The organism is Rhodophyticola porphyridii (assembly GCF_003688285.1).
In the GTDB taxonomy this organism is placed as follows: Bacteria; Pseudomonadota; Alphaproteobacteria; order Rhodobacterales; family Rhodobacteraceae; genus Rhodophyticola; species Rhodophyticola porphyridii.
In genome coordinates this window covers 194,784-215,269 of the sequence record NZ_RCNT01000001.1, presented here as the reverse complement: position 1 = coordinate 215,269, position 20,486 = coordinate 194,784, and the positions used below count along the sequence as shown (strand labels likewise).

Genomic DNA, 20,486 nt, shown 5'->3' with positions numbered 1-20,486 from the left:
ATTTGCGTGTACAACTTCAGGTTGTGCAAACGCTGCATCGTGTCGTTGCCCTCGCTGCGGTCGCGGCCTGTCTTTTCCTCCGTGACGTCCTTTTGGGGGACAAAACCGAAAACCGGAAGGGGATGAACGTGAAACTCATCATCGCAGCAATCAAACCGTTCAAGCTGGAGGAGGTCCGCGAAGCCCTGACCGCCATCGGCGTGCGCGGCATGATGGTGACCGAGATCAAGGGCTTTGGCTCTCAATCCGGCCACACCGAGATCTATCGCGGCGCAGAATACGCCGTGAATTTCGTGCCGAAAGTGAAACTGGAAATCGTCGTTGCGGCCGCGATGGCGGATCAGGTGGTCGAAACCATTCAGAGCACCGCCAAGACCGACAAGATCGGTGACGGCAAGATCTTCGTCCTCGACGTGAACTCCGCCGTGCGCGTGCGGACCGGCGAAACCAATGACGACGCGCTGTGAGCGCGCGCCCTTTCGACAAAAGGACATCCATCAGATGAAAACCAAGTATCTTATCCCGCTGGCCGCCGTGGCAACCGCCGCGCTGCTGCCATCCGTGGGGGTCGCGCAGGAAGCCGGCGTAGAGGCCGCAGCGCACACCTCCTACATTCTGACGACGCTTCTGTTCCTCGTCGGCGGCTTCCTCGTGTTCTGGATGGCCGCCGGCTTCGCAATGCTCGAAGCCGGTCTGGTCCGTTCCAAGAACGTCACCATGCAGCTGACCAAGAACATCTCCCTCTTCGCCATTGCCGCGATCATGTACTGGTTCGTGGGCTTCGGGATCATGTATCCCGCCGACTGGCTGATCGAAGGCTGGCTGGGCCCGTTCTTCGCCATCACCACGCTGGAACCGGTCGGGCTCGATCCGGCGGATGCGGCACTTGATTACGCCTCCGCGGGCTCGGACTTCTTCTTCCAGCTGATGTTCTGCGCCACCACGGCCTCGATCGTCTCGGGCACTCTGGCCGAGCGGATCAAGCTCTGGCCCTTCCTGACCTTCGTTGTCGTGCTGACCGGCTTCATCTACCCGATCGAAGCATCCTGGCAGTGGGGCGGCGGCTGGCTGTCCGAAGCGGGCTTCTCCGACTTCGCAGGCTCCACGCTGGTGCACGCCGCCGGTGGTTTCGCGGCCCTTGCCGGCGCCATCGTTCTGGGCCCGCGTCTGGGCAAGTATGGCAAGGATGGCAAGATCAACCCGATGCCCGGCTCCAATCTGGCGCTGGCCACCCTGGGTACGTTCATCCTCTGGCTCGGCTGGTTCGGCTTCAACGGCGGCTCGCAGCTAGCCATGGGCACCGTGGGCGACGTGGCCGATGTCTCCCGCATCTTCGCCAATACCAACATGGCGGCGGCGGCTGGAGCGCTGGCTGCGCTGATCCTGACCCAGGTGGTCTATGGCAAGACCGACCTGACCATGGTGCTGAACGGCGCACTGGCGGGCCTGGTCTCGATCACCGCCGAACCGCTGACGCCCGAGCTGTGGCAGGCACTGATCATCGGGGCCATCGGCGGCGTGATCGTGGTCTTCACCGTCCCGATGCTGGACCGGATGAAGATCGACGATGTGGTCGGCGCCATCCCGGTCCACCTGATCGCGGGTCTCTGGGGCACGTTCATCGTTCCCTGGACCAATGACGGCGCAGGCTTCCTGACGCAGATCATGGGCATGGCCGCGATCGGAAGCTTCGTCTTCGTCAGCTCGCTGATCGTGTTCTATGTGCTCAAGGCCACCATAGGTCTGCGCGCAAGCGAAGAGGACGAGATCAACGGCCTCGACGTTTCCGAGCTTGGCATGGAAGCCTACCCGGAATTCGCGAAGGGCTGATCTGGCCCGGACCGCGCGAAACAAGACTGGAAAAGGCGCTCCGGACGGGGCGCCTTTTTCAATGCTGGCGCGCCGCGCGGCCAGCCACTATGCAAAGGCCGGTCAGAACCTGAAAACGCCGCCGGGACAATGCGCCAGACCATGTCACCAGAAATGCCGGACAGGATGGCCGCCCGGATCTGCACCGCGCTGGCCCAGGCCGGTGTCACCGTATGGATCGATGGCGGATGGGGCGTTGACGCGCTTCTGGGCCGGCAGACCCGGCCCCATGGCGACCTTGATCTGGTGGTTGCCGCTACCGATCTGGAACCTCTCCTGGCCCGGCTGGACGAGATGGGATTCGCCGTGATCGACAGCCCGGATCAAAGAGCGTGGAACTTCGTGCTTGGGGACGATGCCGGCCATCGGATCGACCTGCATGTCGTGGTCTTCGGGACCGGCGGCGACGGCATCTACGGCCCGCCCGAGAATGGCGAGAGCTATCCCGCCGCCGCCTTTGCCGGGCGGGGCGATCTGGCCGGGCAGCAGGTCCGATGCATGACGGCGGAATTCCAGATCGCGAACCGGCGGGGATATGCCCTGCGCGACGTTGACCTGCATGACATCCGGGTTCTGCGCGACGTCTTCGGCATCTGAGCCGGCGGCGGCAATCAGCAAAACCTATGACGCGCAAAGGATACACCCACTGGCACGCACCGGGCGCGCACCCATCTGAAACCCATGAAACAGGAGAGCCCGATGACAGATCCGACACCCCCCTCGCGCGGGTCGTCCAGCCTTGACGAGTGGCGCGCGTGGATGACGACCAATGTGCATCTGACCTTGCCCAGATGGAGCCTCTGCGCCGGCGGGCTTGCCGCGCTCGTCCTTCTCATTGCTGCGCTGGATTGAACCCGGACAGCCGAAAATGAAAGCCGCCGCACTTGGTCTCGCCCTTGGCGCCCTGATTGTCTCCGCCGCCGTCGCGGAGACGACCGATATCGCGGATCTGCGCCCGGGCATGTCCGTCACGCTGACCGGCACGGTCGAGCGGGTGAACGATGAGGACGAACTCGAACTGGCCGACGGGACCGGACGCGTCCGGGTCTATGTCGGGCCGAATCCGGTGCCGGCGGCGGAAGGGGAAACCCTCACCGTTATCGGCACGGTGGATGATGACCTCCCGCTGGAGGTCTATGCGACCGGGGCCGTCCTTGCCGACGGGACAGAGGTCGCGTTTCCCTATCGATACTGAAACCGCGAAAAATGCGGCGCAGCGACGAAAAAGGGCGCCCGAAGGCGCCCCGTCTCACAGCACTGGAACAGACGGCTCAGACCGCCTCTTCGATCCATTTCTGAAGTGCGGCTTTCGGCGCCGCGCCAACCTTGTTGGACACCACCTCGCCATCCTTGAACATGAACAGCGCCGGGATCCCGCGCACGCCAAGCTGCATTGGCGAATTGGGGTTTTCGTCCACATTCACCTTCACGATCTTGACCTTGCCGTCATACTCCATCGACAGCTCTTCGAGGGCCGGGCCGATCTGCTTACAGGGGCCACACCATTCGGCCCAGAAATCCACCACTACTGGGATGGCCGACTGCCGGACTTCGGCATCAAACGTATCGTCGGTGACGGAAACGGTGCTCATGTGTCGCTCTCCTCAAAGGCGCGGGAAGTGTGCTTGGAGGTCGAAGGTATGGACCCGCCCGCCCAAGGTCAAGCTGTGGCCGCCCTTTGCAACGCAGCCATGACGGAACCGTGAGCCAGAGGCATCAGTGTCGCGTTGCGCGTCCACAGAATTGCGGTGTCGATCCGCCGCCCGGGATAAAGCGGGGCCAGCATCTCGGCATAGGCGCCCATCTGGCGCAACAGGCCCTCGGGCACCTCCGCCGTATCGGCGGGCACGACCGCGTTGGACTTGAAATCCACGGCCAGCACCCGATCCTCGCGGATGATCAGCCGGTCGATCACCCCCATCATCTGAACCGAAAGCGTGTCGCTCCACGCGGTCAGGGCCACCTCGGCCAGCGCATCGTCGGCAAAGACGGCGGCGAGGCCCGGGGCGTTCAGAACCCGCGCCGCTTCCTCCAGCAGGGCCGAGGCCTCCACCTCGTCAACCGCGTCCTCCATCGCCAGAATGCCCGGGGACGCAGCAAGCCAGCCGGCCTGCGGCAGGCCGGGCAGGTACTCAAGCAGCAGATGGATCAGCCGCCCGCGCCGCTTCGCCGCTTCCTCCGCCAATCCGGCGGCCTCGGAGGGCAGCGCCTTCGCGCCGCCCAGATCGGAGGGGCTGCGCGCGGCCTGCATCCGGCCCTCCTCCGCCACCGGGGTTAGGGCCCAGCCCGGCAGGCGCGGGCGGGCGGCATCCGACGGCGGCGTCTCGTCGCCGGGCGACATCCAGTCGCCGGTTTCAAGGCGAAGCCCGGTCTCGCCGAACATCGGATGCCGCTCGGCGCCCAGAGCCTCCGCGCTTTCGCGGATCGTCCCGTACCAGCTTTGCGCCGCCGTCTTGCCCAACTCTCCGGCCGCGGCCACGATCAGCCAGCTTTCCGCCCGCGTCATCGCGACATAGAGCAGGCGGTTGCGCTCTTCCGCCTCGGCCTCGGCCATGCCGTCCAGCGCGGCCCGGACCTTCGCCGGCGCATCCGTCTTGGTCAGCGGCCAGATCAACGGGCCGTTTTCCGGCTCCAAAAGGGTCACGCCCCGGTTCCCGGCGCGGCGCTGCGCGCAATCGGGCAGGATCACGATCGGGGATTCCAGCCCCTTGGCCCCATGGATCGACATCACCCGGATCTGGTTGCCCGCACTGCCCGGATCGCGCTTGATGGTCACGTCATCGGCCTGAAGCCAGCCGACGAACCCGGTCAGGCTGGGCACGTCCATCCGCTCATAGGCCAGCGCCTGACCCAGCATCGCATCGATTCCGTCCTCGGCCTCGCCGCCAAGCCGGGCCAGCAGGTTCCGCCGCGCATCATGGCGGATCAGCACCCGTTCCAGCAGATCGTAAGGGCGCAGGAAATCCGCGTGATCGCGCAGGTCTTCCAGAAGGGCCACAGTCTGCGGAAACTCCGCCGCACGGGTTTGCAGCGCCCGCCACAGGAAACCCTCCCGCGGGTTGGCAAGACCGTAGAGATCCGCCTCCGACCAGCCCAGGATCGGGGAGCGCAGGACGGCCGCAAGCGACAGGTCATCCTCCGGCGTGGCCAGAAACGCCATCAGCGCGATCAGATCCTTCACCGCCAGTTCCGCGGCCACGCGCATCCGGTCCGCTCCCGCAATCGGCAGCCCCGCCGCCTTGATTGCCGCAATCACCTCGTGAAACAGATCCGAGCGGCGCTGAACAAGGATCAGGATATCGCCGGCCCTGGCGGCGCGGCGACTGGGTTTTCCATCCTTCTCGACCTCGATCATGGTCTTGCCGTCCAACATCGACCCGATCGCCTCGGCCACGCGCCGGGCCAGCCGGACGTGGTGATGATCCTCCTCGAGCAGGTCGACCGGGTTTTCCCAGTTCGACGGCTCCGTCGTGTCGGATTTCGGGATATGGGGCCAGATATCCACACGGCCCGGAAGCGCGGATTTGAACGCCCTGTGGCCGACATCGGGGCCAAGCCCCGCCCCCGCCGCGCCGCCGGCCACATGATCGACCAGCGCCAGGATCGGGGCCGCCGAGCGGAAGGAATAGATCAGCTCGCGCGACTGAAACGGGGCGTCGATCTGCGCCAGCCTGTCGGCAAAATGGTCGCGCATCCGGTCAAACCCCGACGGGTCCGCGCCCTGAAAGGAATAGATCGACTGTTTCTTGTCGCCGACCACGAAAACCGTGCGCGCCGTATCCGCCCGCGCCCCTTCGCCTGAGGCGAACTCCTCGGCCAGTTTCGCGATGATCTGCCATTGGGCGGGGGCGGTATCCTGCGCCTCGTCCACCAGAATGTGGTCGATCCCGCCATCCAGACGGAACAAGACCCATTGCGCGACGCCCGGGGCCATCAGCAGGGTTCTCATACGGCGGATCAGATCGTCGAAATCCAGCCAGCCGCGCGCCTGTTTCGCAGCGTCATAGGCAGGCAGGAACGCCGCCGCGAAGCGATGCAGCGCCGCGGTCTTCTGTGCCGACAGCATGGCGCGGCGGCGCGGGCGCGCCGCCTCGAGCCGAAGCATGAACGCCTCCAGCGGAGGCAGATCCGCCCCCAGCGCGGCCCGGATCTGCGCGTTTCCGATACTGCCGATTTTCGCCGCATCCGGCGTGTTCGCGCCGGAACCCGTCAGGAACACCTCCTCGATCTGCGCCAGATCCTCCAGATCGGGCGCGGCCCAGTCGAACCCGCTCAGCACCCTGTGGCTTTTGCCGTGGGCGCGGCTTTTCGGGTCCAGCAACCCGGCCAGCCTGTCGCAAAGCGGCTTCTCGTCGCCCAGAAAGGTCTCGCGCAGAATATCGGCGGCGCTGAGCCCCGGGTCGACCCCGAACCAGGCGAAGATCTTGTCGCTTTCGCGTGGCGGCTCCACCCCGTCGCGATGGGCCAGAAGCCCGCGCACCAGGCCCGCCATATCGTCGCCCGACAGGTAGCGCGCCACCCCGTCAACCGCCGGGATATCGCCTCCCTCCGCCAGATCCGCCAAGACGTCTTCGGCCAGCAGGAGCTGCGCGCGCTCGTCCATTTCGGTGAAGCCCGGCGACACTCCCGCCTCCAGCGGGAACCGGCGCAGGACGCCGCCGCAAAACGAGTGGATCGTCTGGATTTTGAGGCCGCCCGGCGTCTCGATCGCGCGGGCGAAAAGCGTGCGGGCCCGCGAGAGCAGCACCGGCGTCACCCGCTCCGCCGTCAATCCCAGATCGGCGAGCGCGCGGGCCAGATCGTCATCGGGCATCATGGCCCAGCCACCCAGTCGCCGGAACAGCCGGTTCTGCATCTCCGACGCGGCCGCCTTGGTGTAGGTCAGGCACAAGATCCGCTCGGGCGGCACCTCATCCAGCAACAGCCGCGCCACCCGGTCGGTCAGCACCCGGGTCTTGCCGCTGCCGGCATTGGCCGACAGCCATGTGGATGTGCCCGGATCCGCCGCCAGAACCTGCGCGCGCGACGCATCGTCAAGCCTCATGGGCCCACCTCCTCCGGTGTCGGCGCGGTGGTCTCGTCCCACTCGCCGTAGCGCGCCAGATGGTCGTAATCGCCCGCATAGCGCAGTTCCGCCATGGCCCGTCGCGCCGTATAACCCGTGGCCGGATCCGCGTAGCGGGCCAGAAGCGCAGCAAGCTCCCGGCCGATCCGGTCGATCTCCGCGGCGCTCACGTCATGGCTGAGAACACCACCGCCGCCGCCCAGACCGACATAGGCAATCCGCGCGACATCCCTGACCTCCCCGAACGCGCCGGCCCGCGCCATCAGCGCCTCCAGCCAAAGCTGCTTGTTGAAATACCGCTCCTGATCGGCAGACGGGACCGATCCGGTCTTGTAGTCATAGATTGCAAGCGCACCATCCGGCGTAAGGTCAAGCCGGTCCGCGGTGCCGCCAAGCGTGAAGTCGGGCGTGACGTCGGGCACCGGCAGCCGCATCTCGCCCGCGACCTCCAGCAGATAGGGCTCCGCAAAGCCGCGCCGCGCGCGTTCGCCCGCCACGAACCACGGCGCGATACGTTCCAGCCGCGCCTGCCAAAGCCTTCGGGCCACCGGCCAGGGCACCTCCTTGCGAAGCGCTTCGGCCGCGAGCCGGAGAAACAGATCCTCCGCATCATCGGGCAGACCGCTCCGGGTTGCCTCCACGAACCTGCGCAGAATGGCGTGAAGCGCGGTGCCGCGCAGGCGGGCATCCGGCGCCTGTCTCAGGGGTTCCAGCGGCCGCAGGCGCAAGATTTTCAGCGCGTAGATCGCATACGGATCCCGCACCAGCTTCTCGATCTGGGTTACCGACAGCCTGCCGGGCCGGGCCGAGACGGGCGGGCGCGGCGACGGGCGCAAAGCAGGAGCAACCGGGGCTGCCGGTGCGCCAAGCGTGTCGGCAAGCGCCAGCCAGTCGGCTCCCCGTCGGCGCATATCGGCAAGCGCGGCCCGTGATGCGGGGCTTGTCCCGTCCATCAGGTTCACCAACCGGTTCAGCCAGCGAGAGGGCACTGTCTCGGCTTCCGCATCCCGGCGCGACCGGCTGAGCCAGACCTCCCGCGCCGCCGCCGCCTGCTGAAAGTCATGGGCGGACAGGCCGATCTGCCGATCCGGCAGGCGCAGTCCCGCCTCGGCCCGCATCGCCCGGTTCAACCACGGATCGGCACCCGGCGCGGATGGCCAGACACCTTCGTTCAGCCCCGCAAGGATCATCAGATCGGCGCCCTGAACCCGCGCCTCCAGCGCGCCCCAGATCATGATCCGTGCATGGGGCCGAACCGGGTTGCGCGCCTCCGCATCGTCCAGAACCGCGCTGATCAGATCGCGATATTCCGCCGGGCTCAGCAGACCACCCGCATCCGCGTCTTCGGCCACCGCGCGCATCAGGCGCTCGGCCGCCTGCCCGTCTTCGCGCGCCCAAAGCGCGCCTGCGCCATCCGCGCCGGGCCCCGCCGCCAACGCCTCGGCCACGGCGATATGCCGGGCGACATGATCGGCCAGCGGCAGCGCCCCGCCGGGCCGGTCGGCCAGCGCCAGATCGGCAACCCATGCCGCCCAGTCGGTGCTGCCCGGATCGCCGCGGCGCCCGCTTGCCCATCCGATCAGGTCCTGGCGCTGCGGATGCGGCCCGCCTCCCCGCAACATCTCCAGTTCCAGATCGCGCGCCCTGAGCAGATGCTGCCCGCGATCGTCGCGCCCGGAATGGCTCAAGGGATGCTTCAGCAAGATGAGCAGCGCCTCCGCCGTGGCCGGCGCCACCAGAAGCTCGGCCACGTGGCGCAGCAGACGGCCCGGCGCAGTGAGCGAGATCGGCTGTCCGGCGCTGTCGTCTGGCAGGATGTTCCAGCGGTCAAGGGCAGCGGTCACCTGCCGGGTCAGGGTCCGGTCGGGGCTGATCAATGCGGCGGTCTGCCCGGTTTCCGCCGCCTGCCGCAAGCGCAGGGCAATCGCCGTGGCCTCCGCCTGCGGCGTCGGCGCCTCGATCAGGGTCAGGTCCGCCACCGCTGGGGTCAGATCCCCCAGCCCGGGCCCTTCTTCGCGCCACTGGTCGGTGACCGGAGCGGGGCGCAAGGCCAGCGAAATCAAGCGGTTGCGAAGCGGATGCGGCGGTTCTATGCCGCTCCAGACGGGCACATCGCCGGGCAGCATGCCCAGTGTCTCCGCAAACCGCCCCAGACGGAACTGCGGGTGATCCTCCCCGCCCAGACCCACCGTCCGGCCTTGCATCAACCCCTGCCAGACCTCCGACGGCATGTCGTAATCCAGCCCCGGCAGCACCACCGCCCCCTGCGGCAGACGCGCCACCGCCGCCATGAACCGGGCCGTCGACCCGCGCGATCCGGTGGATCCCGCAACGATCACCGGATGGTCGGGGGGCGCGGTCTCCCAGGTCCGCGCAAGCCGGTCGACGACGGCGGAATGGCGCGCCTCGATCGTCAGACTGTCATCACCTGCGAAAAACGGCGCCACGATGGACAGGAACGCCTGACTGCGCTGCCAGTGCTGCGCATGGTCGCCCACGTCGAGTCCGCGGACGGTATCAGGGCTGACCCGTTCCTCCTGCATCTCGCCCATCAGATCGGCCAAACTGTCGGCCAGCGGATAAAGCGCGGACCGCGGCGCCAGATCCGGCCGTTTTTCCAGAAGTTTCGCGATCAGTTGGCTCAGTTGCAGGCGCAGCCGCAAGGGCGACATCGCAGGCGGCAGCCCCGCCATATCGGGCCGCCCGGCCAAGTCCGTAACAGGCAGGATGCGGGGCAGGAAACTGGCACGCCGCGCGGCGAATTGCGCGGTCAGCCGGCGCTGCATCCGCGCGGTGTTGACGTAGATTTCCACCCGCGCCAGCGCCTCGGGCGGCTGCCCGGCCAGACGCGTCTCGATCCCGTCGATCAGCGCGGCGATGAAATCGACCCCGAGTGGGGTCGCGAAAACGCGCGGCCGGGGCGCGGGCTCAAACAGCATCGCACCGCTCCAGCATCGCTTCGGCCATGGGGATGCCGCCGGGGTGACCCATATCGGCCCAGAAGCCGCGATAGATCGCGCCGAACATCCGGCCCCGCACCATCAGCTTGCGCCAGATCGCCCAGATTGAAAACGGGCCGGAGGGCGTATCGTCGAACTCGGTCCCATCAAGCATCTGCGCGCCGGTCCAGACCAGCCCGGTCCTGTCCGGGGTGATATTCCCGGTTTCGGACAGCGCGAAGTCGCCACCGCCCTGCCGTCTCACGGCCCGGTCGCGGGGCACCAGCAGCGAAAGGCCGCCCATCGCCCCGGGCCGCCAGCCGGCGGCCAGCAGGCGCAGCGCGTTTTCCCCGCGCCGGACCGCGTCGGAGTTCAGGCACCAGATCGGCCCCTCCCCCAGAACAGGAAGGGCATTGCGGTCGCCCCCGCCGGATTCGAGGATCTCCGGCGTTTCGTTCAGGAAGCTCACATCCTTCAAAGCCGTCAGATAAGCCGCCGGTCGATCGGCGCGGGAATGGCCGTTTACCGCGATCGGCGCGGCACCGACATCGCGTGCCTGCGCAGGCGCATGCTCGATCATCGGGCGTCCCGCCACCTCGATCAGCGGCTTGGGCCGGTCCGCGGCCAGGGCGCCCATCCGGCGTACGAACCCGGCGGCAAGGATCATGCAGGACCGGGGCGTCATCCGACAGGGTCCGTGACCGGCAAATGGTCCAGAAGCGCAGAGACCGGGGCGCGCAGGGCGCAAAGCAGCCGGAACACCGCCGGGTCCAGACCCGGCGCAGCCTCGTGCAGCGCGATCAGATCGGCCCGAAGCGGCTCGGGCACATCCCGGTGTGCATCATCCAGCAGGGGAAACAGATCGTAGCCCGCGGGCCCGGTGGCCGCGAGCTGGAAATCCGGCAACCCGACCCGGTCAGGCCCCTGCCGGCCGGATATCTCTTGCCGAAGACCCGCCGCATCGGCCCCCGGCGACAGTTTTTCAAATGTCACGGCCAGCATGTTTTCAAATGTCACGGCCAGCATGTCGCTCATCCGTTCCGGCGCCAGATGGGGAAGACGGGCTGGCGCCGACAGGCCGTGGGCTTTCAGGTAGGCGGCGATGTCCCGGAACCGGTCGAACTCCTCGTCCGGCGGAGCGATCATCAGGATTGCGGTTTGGTTCCCTACCCGGTCGTGGAACTGCAGATAGTACCGTGCGGAGGCATCCGCCGGCAGCGGCGTCCTGTCCGCCTCCGCCCAGCCCAGAGGTTTCAGGAACTCGTCGATCTTCGCGCTCATCCCGCCTCCAGACAGCGGGCAAGACGGGCGGCAAGCCCGGTATCATCGGCCATGTGCAGGGAGACCCCGCGGCGGTCGGGCGTTTCGGGATCATGGGAAAAGACAAGCCAGGCCGCGCCTTCGGGCCAGCACCCGGCGAGCCTGTCAGGCCATTCGATGAGGCAAAGCGCATCGGAAAACGCCTCCTCCAGCCCAAGCTCCAGCGCGTCATCGGCACCGGTCAGACGGTAGAGATCGCAATGCCAGATCTCCAGATCGCCCGCATGATAGGTCTGAACCAGCGTGAAACTGGGGGAGGGTACATCCTCTGCCGTCCCGTGCTCCGCCTGACGGCTCTGAATCAGAGCACGGGCGAAATGGGTCTTGCCGCTGCCAAGATCGCCCGCCAGCAAAATCACGTCTCCGGCACGAAGCTCCGCCCCGATCCGCGCCGCCATGGCGGCCGTCGCCTCGGGGGAGGTGCTGACCCATCGGGCCAGACAGGGCAATTCGGGGGAACAGGCGGCGGTGTCGGACATTTGCGGCGAGTTTAGCCATGGCCCGGCGGCCCGCAACCGCAACCTTGCACAAGATGGGCCGGGATCAGTCCTGCCCGCCCGCCACCTCGCGCAGGCGTTCGAGCTTCTCGGTGGTTTTGGACAAGCGCACGAAACTCACCATCATCGCCCCGCCCTTGAGCGGCGCAACCCGGCATTCCAGCGCCCGACCGTCGGCCATCACGATGTCGTCGGACCATGCCGCGCGTTCGGCCTCCTGACTGGCGAAAGCGCGGATGTCGCCCCAGACCGGCGCGGGCCGGGTCGCCTCCTGCCACTGGCGCGTCGCCTCCACCAGACCCATCGTGCCCAGCATCTCGCGCGGGTCGATCCCCCAGAGGCCGGCATAGGCATCGTTGCTGAGGATCAGCTGGCCATCCTTGGAGAATACCGCAAGCGCCGCCTCCCCCTCGTCCAGCACCGCCTGATAGAGGTCCAGATCCGCGCGGAACTGCCGGGTCAGGGAAACCTCGGAGCTGATATCCTCGAACATGAAGGCCACCGCCCCGTCGGGATGCGGGCGGCCGATCACCCGGTAGGTCTGCCCGGTGGGCAGCGTCCAAAGCTCCTGATAACTGCCATCCTGAGCGGCCTGTTCCAGCCGCGACAGGCTGGCCCGCCATGCCTTGTAATTCTTGGGCTCGGGCATCCGCTGGCGTTCGCGCAACTGGTCGAGGAACGCGAACAGGCTTGGCCGGGAGGACAGCCATTCCGGGTCGAGCGTCGAGAGCGTCAGCAGGGCCGGGTTGAACAGCACCAGTTCCCGGCGCTTGTCGAAAATCGCCAGACCGATGGGCAGATGCGCGAAGGTCTTGGACAGGGTCTGCACGAAGTTCCGAAGCCCGGTTTCCGCCGCCACGAGCCGGTCGATCGACCGGGCCGCATAGAGCGTTCCGCCATCCTCCTCCGGTGTCATCGAAACATCGTACCAGCTGGGCTCCTGCTGATCGGGAATGTCGAGCTGGCAGCGCCGGAAGCTGCCGGGATCGGGCGGCGGGTCAAGCTGATCGGCGAACAGCCTGCGGATCGGCCAGACCAGCGGCCCGTCCAGCTCCGCGGAGCGCCGGACCAGTCTGAAATAGGCGGCATTGGCCCAGGTGACCTGCGCATCGGCCCCCTCCCGCCACATCGGCACGGGCAGGAAATCGAGCGCGGCGCGCAGGCCTTTCAGTTCGGCCTGCAAACCGTCCAGACTGCCCTTGTGGATCGCCTGACGCGCCTTTCCCTCCTGCGCAGTGGCGACCGTGACGCAGAGCGTCTCGCCCTCGGTCCTGCCCGCGACCGAGATCGCGTCGCTGCCCAGATAGCCGATCAGCACGAACCCCTCGCCACGATGCCGCAACGCCTGCATCGCGTCGGGAATACCCTCGTTGAGCGGGGTCAGCCCCTCCACCAGCGCGGCCCAGGCGGTGGCCCGGTCCTCCGGGTCGGTAATGAAGCACTCGTCCTCCTCCGGATCGGAGATCAGATACCCTTCGCGGAACACGTATCTGCGCGGCATGTCCAGCGCCTGCCAGAACTGGTGCGCCGAAGCCGCGCCGCGCCGGCGCAGCAGCCACTGGCTGAGGATCATGGCACAGGATGCCGCCGCCACGCTTACGACCACGAGAAGCACAATCACGGCGGTATCGGGCAAGACGACGCTCCAGAGCCTGGGGGACACATTCGCCAAGCACCAAACGGCAGAAGCATTAATGATCAGTTAAACGGGAATGGGTTGGTTCTCGCCAAGCGGCTTGCTGGCTTCCTCCGCCGGCAGGCCGATCGCCTCATAGGGCCAGCTGACCTCCACAATCGCGCCGCGCTTTTCACCCTTGTCCTCGGCCGCCAGGAACGGATCGGACGCATTCATGAACTGCACCGTGGCGCCGGAGCGCTCCAGAAGCGTCTTGGCGATGAACAGGCCAAGGCCCATCCCCTCATAGCCCGGTCGCGGGTCGTGCTCGGGCCTGGAGCGGCCGCGCAGGAACGGGTCGCCCAGACGGCCCAGCAGATCAGGGGGGAACCCGGCCCCGTCATCGACCATCCGCAACCGGATCGTCCCGTTGCCCCAGCGTCCCTCGATCCAGACCCTGCCATCGGCGAAATCGACGGCGTTCTGCACCAGATTGCGCAGGCCGTGGATGATCTCGGGCTTGCGGCGGATGATCGGCTGGGTGGCGGACATGTCACCGGTGGGCTGGAAATCGTAATGAATCTCCGTGCCCCGATCCGCATGGGGTTCCGCCGCCTCGCGCACCACGGCGCCAAGGGGCGCGCTACGCATGTGAACGTCATCCTTTCCGGCGCGCCCCATCGAGCGCAGGATGTCGCGGCACCGGTCCGCCTGGTCCCGGATCAGGGCCGCGTCCTCCAGCAGGTCGGGGCGGTCCGCCAGTTCCTCGACCAGTTCGGTGGAGACCAGCTTGATCGTCGCAAGCGGGGTTCCGAGCTCATGGGCGGCGGCGGCCACGACACCGCCCAGATCGGTCAGTTTCTGCTCCCGCGCCAGAGCCATCTGCGTGGCCATCAGCGCCTGGCTCATCGAATGGGTTTCGCGCGTGACGCGGCGGGCATATGCCGACAGGAAGATGATTCCGATCACGATCGCAAGCCAGAAGCCCAGCACGAAGAGATCGGGCAGCTCCAGAACCGAGCCATCCGTCGTCGCCAGCGGAATGTGAAAATACGCCAGAAGCGAGATCATCAATATCGCCACGGCGCCCAGAAAAAGGGTGGAGCGCAGGGTCAGCGCCGTGGCCGAAATGGTGACCGGCGCGAGGATCAGCAAGGCGAAGGGGTTGTTCAGCCCACCGGTCAGGAACAGCAGGAACGACAGCTGGGTCAGATCGAACAACAGTGTCAGCATCGCGTCGCGGTCGCTGAGGCGCTGGTTCTCCGGGAAAATCGTCATCGCGATCAGGTTCGAGATGACCCCCGCACCGATGGCCAGGAAACACAGGCCCAGTTCGACCCTGAGGCCCAGATAGAGGCTGACCACGACCACGGTGATCGTCTGCCCCAGTATCGCCAGCCAACGCAGCACCAGCAGAGTGCGCAGACGCACCCAGTCGCTGGGCGCATCCCGTGTGACGAGCGTGATTGACGGATCAGGGAGTGAGGCCATCGGACGAGCGGGGCTTTCTGTCACAGGTACAGGATCGTGAATTGATAGTCGCTTGGTCTTAAGTGTTCAACAAACAGCACAACGGTGCGGGAGGTCGCGATGACTCGAGTTTACGCCATCAGCGCGGTCACGCTGATCGTGGCCATGCTGGCCGCCATCGCGGTGGTCATTTATATGGGTCGCGGGCAGCAGCTTGCCGATGCCGACCCCTATGCGCAATGCCGCAGTTCACAGATCGCCGGCGGCGCGGGCAGTATCGGCGGCCCGTTCGAACTGGTCAGCGAAACCGGCGAGACCGTGACGGATGCCGATATCATCACCGAACCCACGCTGATCTATTTCGGCTACACATTCTGCCCCGATGTCTGCCCGCTGGACACGGTCCGGAATGCCGAAGCGGTCGATATCCTCAGTGAACAGGGCCATTCCGTCACCCCGGTCTTCATCAGCGTCGACCCCGGCCGGGACACGCCCGAGGTGGTGGAGGCCTTCACCGCCAACATCCATCCCGACATGATCGGGCTGACCGGTACGCCGGAACAGACCGATGCCGCCTCCCGCGCCTATCGCACCTATTACCGGCTGCATGACACGTCGGACGAGTTTTATCTGGTCGATCATTCCACCTTCACCTATCTGGTGATGCCCGAGGACGGGTTCGTGGAGTTCTTCCGCAGGGAGATGTCGCCGGCGCAGATGGCCGAACGGGTCGAATGTTTCATCGAGGCCCGCTCGTAGCCACAAATTGACCTGTCCCGACGATTACGCCTATGTAGGTTGAATTGTTGAAGAACCGGAGGAACATGCATGTCCCAGGAACGGACGCTACGCGATATAGGGCCGGATAAATCCCTGCTTCTCGTGGATGATGACGAACCGTTTCTGAGACGTCTGCAGCGCGCCATGGAAAAACGCGGCTTCGATGTCGAAGCGGCCGGGTCCGTGGCCGCCGGTATCGCCATCGCGACGGCCCGCCCCCCGGCCTATGCCGTCATCGACCTGAGGCTGGAAGACGGCAACGGGCTGGATGTGGTCGAAACCCTGCGCGAAAAGCGCCCCGACAGCCGGATCGTGGTGCTCACGGGCTATGGCGCCATTGCCACCGCCGTGGCCGCGGTGAAAATCGGCGCGACGGATTACCTGTCGAAACCCGCCGATGCCAACGATATCACCGCCGCATTGCTGGCGGCGGAGGAAGAGATGCCGCCGCCACCGGAAAACCCGATGTCCGCCGACCGGGTGCGATGGGAACATATCCAGCGCGTCTACGAGCTTTGCGACCGCAATGTCAGCGAAACCGCGCGGCGGCTGAACATGCACCGCCGGACCTTGCAGCGCATCCTCGCCAAACGGTCGCCACGGTGATCCGTATCGGGCTGGCCGCGGCCGGTCTTGCGCTGACGGCCTGCGCGCCCGTGTCGCTCCCGGAGCGTGCCGCCACCCCCACCACACGAAGCGTCACCCTCGATGAGGGCGGTGTGCAGCCGTCGGGCACACCCCTGCGGATCGATTTCGGTCGGGCGCAGGATGGCGTGATCGAAACGATGACCCGCCTTCAGGGCGCCGCCCCGGTCGAGATTGCCCGGCAGACGGAGTGCGGCGCGGGGCCGGTGACCGCTGCGCGCTGGCAGAACGGGTTGACCCTGAACTTCCTCGATGGCGATTTTCGTGGCTGGACGATGACGGGCCCTGGCCTGAGCACGCCGCAAGGGATCTTCGCCGGCATGGCGCGCGCGGACATGCCGGACGCAGATTTCTCCGGGATCTCGCCGGGCACCGAGTTTCGCGCAGGCGGGATCTCCGGCATTCTGGATGAGCGCGGTTCGGAGGTGCGCATGATCTGGGCCGGGACCACCTGTTTCCAGCGCTAGCAATACGCCGCGCATCGGACCAGCCAGTCCACAAACACCTTGACCCGCGTGGGCAACGGGCCCGGCTGCTGAACCAGATAATATCCCAGTTCCGTGTCGCATTGTTCCAGCAGGAGTACCAGCCGGCCTTCGTCCAGATCCTTCTGCACCACGGCATAGGGTTGCATGTTGACCCCGGCTCCGGCCCGGCATGCCGCGAGCGCAAGGGCGCTGGAACTGAGCTCCGTCGCAGAGATGTCGGCGCGGTCAAGACCCTGCACCGTCAGCCAGGAGAACAGCTCCCCGAAACTCGTATCCACGACCCAGGGCAGATCGGCCAGCATCCGCACCGCCTCCGGCGCGGCGGCGGCATAGGTTTCCGGCAGCCTTGCGGCCAGAGCGGGATGCGCGACCACCACGGTGTTCGCCCGGCTCAGGAACCGCGTCTCGACGCCCGGCCAGACGCCACGCCCATAGCGGATCGCCAGATGATGCCCCTCCCGCCGGAGATCATGGACCCGGTCGTCCGACGAGATGGTGATCGGAATATCGGGCCGCGCCGACCAGAACTCCGACAGGCGCGGCATCAGCCAGTTTTCCGCGAAGCTGCGCGTCGTCGTCAGCGAGATCGGCCCTTCGCGGCGCGCCTCGGTCAGCGTGCGGACACCCGCCGCGATCTCGGCAAACCCGTTGGCCAGATCCGTGGCGAGACGGCGCCCCGCAGGCGTGGGCACCATGCGCCGGCCTTCCCGCTCGATAAGTGATTGTCCGAAATGGGTCTCAAGCGCGCGGACATGCTGCGCGATGGCCGCATGGGTCACGTTCAGCGTGCGCGCGGCAGCCGAGTAGTTTTCCAGCCGGGCGGCTGCCTCGAATGCCCGAAGCGCGGAGAGGGAGGGGATATCGCGCCAATCCATATGTAACCTCATCTTACATACGAAAGCTATTGCTGACTCACCGCTTTCGGTCAAGCGCTGTAGTATCGTGACAGGTCATATCAAAGGAAGCCGACAATGCTCCGCATTCTTTCCGACAGTCTGAAAATTGCAGCTCGCCAGCATGACTGGGACCCGCCGGATTACTGGCGCCAGATGGACGAACGCCCGGCCCGCCGCCTGGCCCGGCAGAATCCGCGTCAAAGCTCGATGCGGCGCTGGCTGCGCGATACCGGCATTTTATGAGGCCTGCTTACATCAGACATCTCCCCGCATCCCTGTGACGGGCCGGAAACGGCCTGTCCGACTCGGCTGGAGGGTCTAAGCGAAAGCTTCAGGCCTTCCGGCCTTTTTTGCCGGTCTCACGGTACCCGGGCTCAGTCCAGATCGAACCGCATCAGCAGCTTGTCGACCACCGTCCCATCGTCCAGACGAACGCCGGTCATGGATCCGTAGGGCTGGAAGCCCCGGCTCTGGTAATAGGTGAGCCCGCTGTCATTATCCGTGCGGATATTGGCGTTGATCCATGCGTATCCGAGCAGGCGGGCCGCCGGTACTGTGGCGCGAAACAGGCGGGAGCCGATCCCGAGCCCCTGCTGGTGAGGGGCGACGAAGGTCGAGATTTCCGCGGCGGCCGCAGGCAAATAGCCAGCCGGCCCGAAGGACTGGAATCCCAGGATGCTTCCCTGCCCGTCCTCGGCCACATGCCATGCGCTTCGGTCGGGATCCCTCGACATCCAGTCAGCCATTTCGGCGGCGGTCACCGGGCGGGTGATCGCGGTTGTCCCGCCGATGCGAATGATCCGGCAAAGAAGCTCGGCCATTCCGCCCGCATCCAGCCCGTGGGCGGGCCTGACATGCACCTCGCCGGTCACAGCGCCGCCAGGAGCGCCGCATGGCGGGCCGTGAATTCCGCGCGCGCCTCCGCCGGGGGGCGCAGGCGCAGGGTCAACCCCTCCGTCACGCCGGGCCGGGGATGCCCGAAGAACCGGTCGGCCTCCGCCTCGGCAAAACCGGCCAGTTGCGTCGCTTCCAGCCAGGCCGAGATCCGGTCTGCCCGCTTGATCTTTGCCTTCACGGTTTTCGGCAGCAGGCCGGGCAGCCCGAACCGCAGATGGATCGCCGCTGACAACCGGTCGTCCAGTGCGCCGTAATCCGGCCCCACGGCCGCCTTCACCGGCGAGATCATGTCGCCGATGACATATTCCGGCGCATCATGCAGCAGGGCCGCCAGCCGCCATTTCGTTGGCGCGTCCGGCACCAGCCGACCGTAGATTTCCTCCACCAGAAGTGAGTGTTCGGCCACCGAATAGGGATAATCCCCCGCCGTCTGCCCGTTCCAGCGCGCAACGAAGGCCAGCCCGTGGGCGATATCCTCGATCTCGATATCCACCGGCGTCGGATCCAGAAGGTCCAGCCTGCGTCCGGACAACATGCGCTGCCAGGCACGGGGGGAATTTTTGGGCATAGCTCTATCCGGCAATTGCTGCGCCCGAGATGGATAAGCGGCAGTCGCGCAAAGCACAACCGCCTCACGATCATCAGAAATCGCTAGGCGCCCGCGGGGCTTTGCGCTTAGGATTTCCTCTCTTACGTGCAATCCAGGGGAGAGTTTTAATGTCGAAGGACGGCAAAGGCGGCAAAGACGGCGGCAAGGGCCCGGGCACCACGCCCCACGGGACGGAAAAGGTGCCGGGCGGCGGCAAGGGCGGCGGCAAAGGCAAGTAGGCCTTTCGCCACCCGGCCCCATGACCGAAACCGGTCGCCGGGTTAATGGCGGCCGGTTTTTTCGTTCGGCAGGAGCGATGATTCAGATCTCCATCACGATCCGCCCGTCAATCTGACCGGCGCGCATCTTGTCGAAAATCGCGTTGATGTTCTCCAGCCTGTCCCATGTGAAATGGGAGGCCACCTTACCTTCGGCCGCGAAGACCAGCGACTCGCGCAAATCGTTCCGCGTTCCCACGATCGAGCCGCGTACGGTGATCCGTTTCAGCACGATCTCGAAGATGGGCAGCGGAAAATCGCCGGGCGGCAGCCCCACCAGAGACATGAACCCGCCGCGCTGCAACATGCCTACGGCCTGACTGAAGGCGCTGTTGGAAACCGCGGTGACAAGCACCCCGCGCACCCCGCCCATCTGCGTCTGCAACTCGCCGACCGGGTCCTCATCAACCGCGTTGAAGGTGAGATCGGCACCCAGATCCCGCGCCAGCTTCAGCTTGTCTTCATGCACGTCCACTGCGACCACGTGGAGCCCCATGGCCTTGGCGTATTGCACTGCCATATGACCCAGCCCGCCGATGCCGGAGACCGCGATCCAGTCGCCGGGTTTCGCCTCCAGTTCCTTCAGAGCCTTGTAGACCGTGACACCCGCGCACAGCACCGGAGCCGCGGGCCCGAATTCCAGCCCATCGGGCAGTTGCCCGACATAATTTGCATCCGCACGCACAAACTCCGCATAGCCGCCATCGACGGAATATCCGGTGTTTTGTTGGCTTTCGCACAGGGTTTCCCAGCCGCCCACGCAATGTTCGCAGCGACCGCAGGCGGTGTGCAGCCATGGCGCTCCGATCCGGTCGCCCTCTTTCAGATGTGTGACGCCCTCGCCCACCGCCGCGACCTCGCCCACGCCTTCATGGCCGGGAATGAACGGCGCGGTGGGCTTGACCGGCCAATCGCCTTCGGCTGCATGCAGGTCGGTATGGCAGACACCGCTGGCCCGCACCCGCATCAGCACCTGCCCCGGGCCGACCTCCGGCACCGGAACCTCGCGGATCTCCAGCGGCTTCCCGAGTGCGGGGACGACTGCGGCTTTCATGGTTTTGGGCAGGGACATCGGCGTTCTCCTAAAGATTGCTTTCAACTGCAACTTACATGTTCTGGTTGTCGGGGATTTGACACT

The 20,486-nt window shown here is 66.3% G+C and carries 21 protein-coding genes; 9 read left to right on the top strand and 12 right to left on the bottom strand.

The genetic code is table 11. The features are described 5' to 3' along the window. The first annotated feature begins 128 nt into the window (after window positions 1–128). From D9R08_RS01045 to D9R08_RS01030, 5 genes are all read left to right on the top strand, one after another. A complete protein-coding gene (locus D9R08_RS01045) occupies window positions 129–467 on the top strand; it encodes a P-II family nitrogen regulator (RefSeq protein ID WP_121896780.1) in 339 nt (112 codons plus the stop codon). Between the two features lie 34 nt (window positions 468–501). Further along, window positions 502–1,830, top strand: coding sequence for an ammonium transporter (locus D9R08_RS01040; protein WP_121896150.1), 1,329 nt, complete (start codon window positions 502–504; stop codon window positions 1,828–1,830). A gap of 141 nt (window positions 1,831–1,971) precedes the next feature. Then, complete coding sequence (locus D9R08_RS01035) at window positions 1,972–2,466, top strand: nucleotidyltransferase domain-containing protein (protein WP_158598905.1); 495 nt, start codon at window positions 1,972–1,974, stop codon at window positions 2,464–2,466. A 102-nt stretch (window positions 2,467–2,568) separates the two neighbouring features. Further along, window positions 2,569–2,721, top strand: a complete 153-nt coding sequence (locus D9R08_RS19020; protein ID WP_158598904.1) for a hypothetical protein — start codon at window positions 2,569–2,571, stop codon at window positions 2,719–2,721. A 16-nt stretch (window positions 2,722–2,737) separates the two neighbouring features. Continuing rightward, window positions 2,738–3,064 carry a hypothetical protein gene (locus tag D9R08_RS01030; protein WP_121896148.1) on the top strand — a complete coding sequence of 109 codons (327 nt, stop codon included), beginning with the start codon at window positions 2,738–2,740 and terminating at the stop codon, window positions 3,062–3,064. Window positions 3,065–3,140: 76 nt separating this feature from the next. Here the strand turns inward: D9R08_RS01030 and trxA are convergent, their stop codons facing one another. The 8 genes from trxA to regB form a co-directional block, all read right to left on the bottom strand. Beyond that, window positions 3,141–3,461 (bottom strand): thioredoxin, encoded by a 321-nt coding sequence (gene trxA, locus D9R08_RS01025; protein ID WP_121896147.1) that lies wholly within the window; start codon window positions 3,459–3,461, stop codon window positions 3,141–3,143. 68 nt (window positions 3,462–3,529) lie between these two features. Continuing rightward, entirely contained in the window at window positions 3,530–6,913 is a 3,384-nt protein-coding gene (addA, locus tag D9R08_RS01020; protein ID WP_121896779.1) for a double-strand break repair helicase AddA, read from the bottom strand. After that, window positions 6,910–9,873 (bottom strand): double-strand break repair protein AddB, encoded by a 2,964-nt coding sequence (addB, locus tag D9R08_RS01015; RefSeq protein WP_121896146.1) that lies wholly within the window; start codon window positions 9,871–9,873, stop codon window positions 6,910–6,912. Before addB ends, addA begins: the two co-directional genes overlap by 4 nt. Further along, window positions 9,863–10,558: a nucleotidyltransferase family protein gene (locus tag D9R08_RS01010; RefSeq protein WP_121896145.1), complete on the bottom strand. Its 696-nt coding sequence runs from the start codon at window positions 10,556–10,558 to the stop codon at window positions 9,863–9,865. Before D9R08_RS01010 ends, addB begins: the two co-directional genes overlap by 11 nt. Next, window positions 10,555–11,154, bottom strand: coding sequence for a hypothetical protein (locus D9R08_RS01005; protein ID WP_121896144.1), 600 nt, complete (start codon window positions 11,152–11,154; stop codon window positions 10,555–10,557). Before D9R08_RS01005 ends, D9R08_RS01010 begins: the two co-directional genes overlap by 4 nt. After that, complete coding sequence (gene tsaE / locus D9R08_RS01000; RefSeq protein WP_121896143.1) at window positions 11,151–11,672, bottom strand: tRNA (adenosine(37)-N6)-threonylcarbamoyltransferase complex ATPase subunit type 1 TsaE; 522 nt, start codon at window positions 11,670–11,672, stop codon at window positions 11,151–11,153. The genes D9R08_RS01005 and tsaE overlap by 4 nt, the downstream gene beginning before the upstream one ends. A gap of 64 nt (window positions 11,673–11,736) precedes the next feature. Continuing rightward, window positions 11,737–13,326, bottom strand: coding sequence for a PAS-domain containing protein (locus D9R08_RS00995; protein ID WP_121896142.1), 1,590 nt, complete (start codon window positions 13,324–13,326; stop codon window positions 11,737–11,739). Window positions 13,327–13,392: 66 nt separating this feature from the next. Continuing rightward, window positions 13,393–14,796 (bottom strand): sensor histidine kinase RegB, encoded by a 1,404-nt coding sequence (gene regB, locus D9R08_RS00990; RefSeq protein ID WP_121896141.1) that lies wholly within the window; start codon window positions 14,794–14,796, stop codon window positions 13,393–13,395. Window positions 14,797–14,940: 144 nt separating this feature from the next. Here regB and D9R08_RS00985 point away from each other — a divergent pair, with 144 nt between their 5' ends. From D9R08_RS00985 to D9R08_RS00975, 3 genes are all read left to right on the top strand, one after another. Beyond that, window positions 14,941–15,534, top strand: coding sequence for an SCO family protein (locus D9R08_RS00985; RefSeq protein ID WP_407690589.1), 594 nt, complete (start codon window positions 14,941–14,943; stop codon window positions 15,532–15,534). Window positions 15,535–15,603: 69 nt separating this feature from the next. Beyond that, the gene (locus tag D9R08_RS00980; RefSeq protein ID WP_121896139.1) at window positions 15,604–16,161 is read left to right on the top strand and encodes an ActR/PrrA/RegA family redox response regulator transcription factor; all 558 of its coding nucleotides are present in this window, start codon (window positions 15,604–15,606) and stop codon (window positions 16,159–16,161) included. After that, window positions 16,158–16,667, top strand: coding sequence for a hypothetical protein (locus D9R08_RS00975; RefSeq protein ID WP_121896138.1), 510 nt, complete (start codon window positions 16,158–16,160; stop codon window positions 16,665–16,667). The genes D9R08_RS00980 and D9R08_RS00975 overlap by 4 nt, the downstream gene beginning before the upstream one ends. On the opposite strand, the gene D9R08_RS00970 is transcribed toward D9R08_RS00975, so the two are convergent. Continuing rightward, a complete protein-coding gene (locus D9R08_RS00970) occupies window positions 16,664–17,563 on the bottom strand; it encodes a LysR substrate-binding domain-containing protein (protein ID WP_158598903.1) in 900 nt (299 codons plus the stop codon). The two genes, D9R08_RS00975 and D9R08_RS00970, sit on opposite strands and share 4 nt — an antisense overlap. 96 nt (window positions 17,564–17,659) lie before the next feature. Between D9R08_RS00970 and D9R08_RS19015 the strand changes: the two genes are divergently transcribed. Next, window positions 17,660–17,827: a hypothetical protein gene (locus D9R08_RS19015; protein ID WP_158598902.1), complete on the top strand. Its 168-nt coding sequence runs from the start codon at window positions 17,660–17,662 to the stop codon at window positions 17,825–17,827. 131 nt (window positions 17,828–17,958) lie between these two features. Here the strand turns inward: D9R08_RS19015 and D9R08_RS00965 are convergent, their stop codons facing one another. The 3 genes from D9R08_RS00965 to adhP form a co-directional block, all read right to left on the bottom strand. Continuing rightward, window positions 17,959–18,456 carry a GNAT family N-acetyltransferase gene (locus D9R08_RS00965; RefSeq protein WP_325048848.1) on the bottom strand — a complete coding sequence of 166 codons (498 nt, stop codon included), beginning with the start codon at window positions 18,454–18,456 and terminating at the stop codon, window positions 17,959–17,961. Further along, on the bottom strand, window positions 18,453–19,049 hold the full coding sequence (locus D9R08_RS00960) for an HD domain-containing protein (RefSeq protein ID WP_121896136.1): 597 nt from the start codon (window positions 19,047–19,049) through the stop codon (window positions 18,453–18,455). The genes D9R08_RS00965 and D9R08_RS00960 overlap by 4 nt, the downstream gene beginning before the upstream one ends. Before the next feature lie 342 nt (window positions 19,050–19,391). Next, window positions 19,392–20,420, bottom strand: coding sequence for an alcohol dehydrogenase AdhP (gene adhP, locus D9R08_RS00955; protein WP_199709205.1), 1,029 nt, complete (start codon window positions 20,418–20,420; stop codon window positions 19,392–19,394). Window positions 20,421–20,486 lie beyond the last annotated feature (66 nt).

Excerpts from the sequence above, each read along its gene's own strand:
- D9R08_RS01040 (WP_121896150.1), top strand. The coding sequence starts at position 502 with ATGAAAACCAAGTATCTTATCCCGCTGGCCGCCGTGGCAACCGCCGCG.
- D9R08_RS01035 (WP_158598905.1), top strand. The coding sequence starts at position 1,972 with ATGTCACCAGAAATGCCGGACAGGATGGCCGCCCGGATCTGCACCGCG.
- D9R08_RS19020 (WP_158598904.1), top strand. The coding sequence starts at position 2,569 with ATGACAGATCCGACACCCCCCTCGCGCGGGTCGTCCAGCCTTGACGAG.
- D9R08_RS01030 (WP_121896148.1), top strand. The coding sequence starts at position 2,738 with ATGAAAGCCGCCGCACTTGGTCTCGCCCTTGGCGCCCTGATTGTCTCC.
- trxA (WP_121896147.1), bottom strand. The coding sequence starts at position 3,461 with ATGAGCACCGTTTCCGTCACCGACGATACGTTTGATGCCGAAGTCCGG.
- addA (WP_121896779.1), bottom strand. The coding sequence starts at position 6,913 with ATGAGGCTTGACGATGCGTCGCGCGCGCAGGTTCTGGCGGCGGATCCG.
- addB (WP_121896146.1), bottom strand. The coding sequence starts at position 9,873 with ATGCTGTTTGAGCCCGCGCCCCGGCCGCGCGTTTTCGCGACCCCACTC.
- D9R08_RS01010 (WP_121896145.1), bottom strand. The coding sequence starts at position 10,558 with ATGACGCCCCGGTCCTGCATGATCCTTGCCGCCGGGTTCGTACGCCGG.
- D9R08_RS01005 (WP_121896144.1), bottom strand. The coding sequence starts at position 11,154 with ATGAGCGCGAAGATCGACGAGTTCCTGAAACCTCTGGGCTGGGCGGAG.
- tsaE (WP_121896143.1), bottom strand. The coding sequence starts at position 11,672 with ATGTCCGACACCGCCGCCTGTTCCCCCGAATTGCCCTGTCTGGCCCGA.
- regB (WP_121896141.1), bottom strand. The coding sequence starts at position 14,796 with ATGGCCTCACTCCCTGATCCGTCAATCACGCTCGTCACACGGGATGCG.
- D9R08_RS00985 (WP_407690589.1), top strand. The coding sequence starts at position 14,941 with ATGCTGGCCGCCATCGCGGTGGTCATTTATATGGGTCGCGGGCAGCAG.
- D9R08_RS00980 (WP_121896139.1), top strand. The coding sequence starts at position 15,604 with ATGTCCCAGGAACGGACGCTACGCGATATAGGGCCGGATAAATCCCTG.
- D9R08_RS00970 (WP_158598903.1), bottom strand. The coding sequence starts at position 17,563 with ATGGATTGGCGCGATATCCCCTCCCTCTCCGCGCTTCGGGCATTCGAG.
- D9R08_RS19015 (WP_158598902.1), top strand. The coding sequence starts at position 17,660 with ATGCTCCGCATTCTTTCCGACAGTCTGAAAATTGCAGCTCGCCAGCAT.
- D9R08_RS00960 (WP_121896136.1), bottom strand. The coding sequence starts at position 19,049 with ATGCCCAAAAATTCCCCCCGTGCCTGGCAGCGCATGTTGTCCGGACGC.
- adhP (WP_199709205.1), bottom strand. The coding sequence starts at position 20,420 with ATGTCCCTGCCCAAAACCATGAAAGCCGCAGTCGTCCCCGCACTCGGG.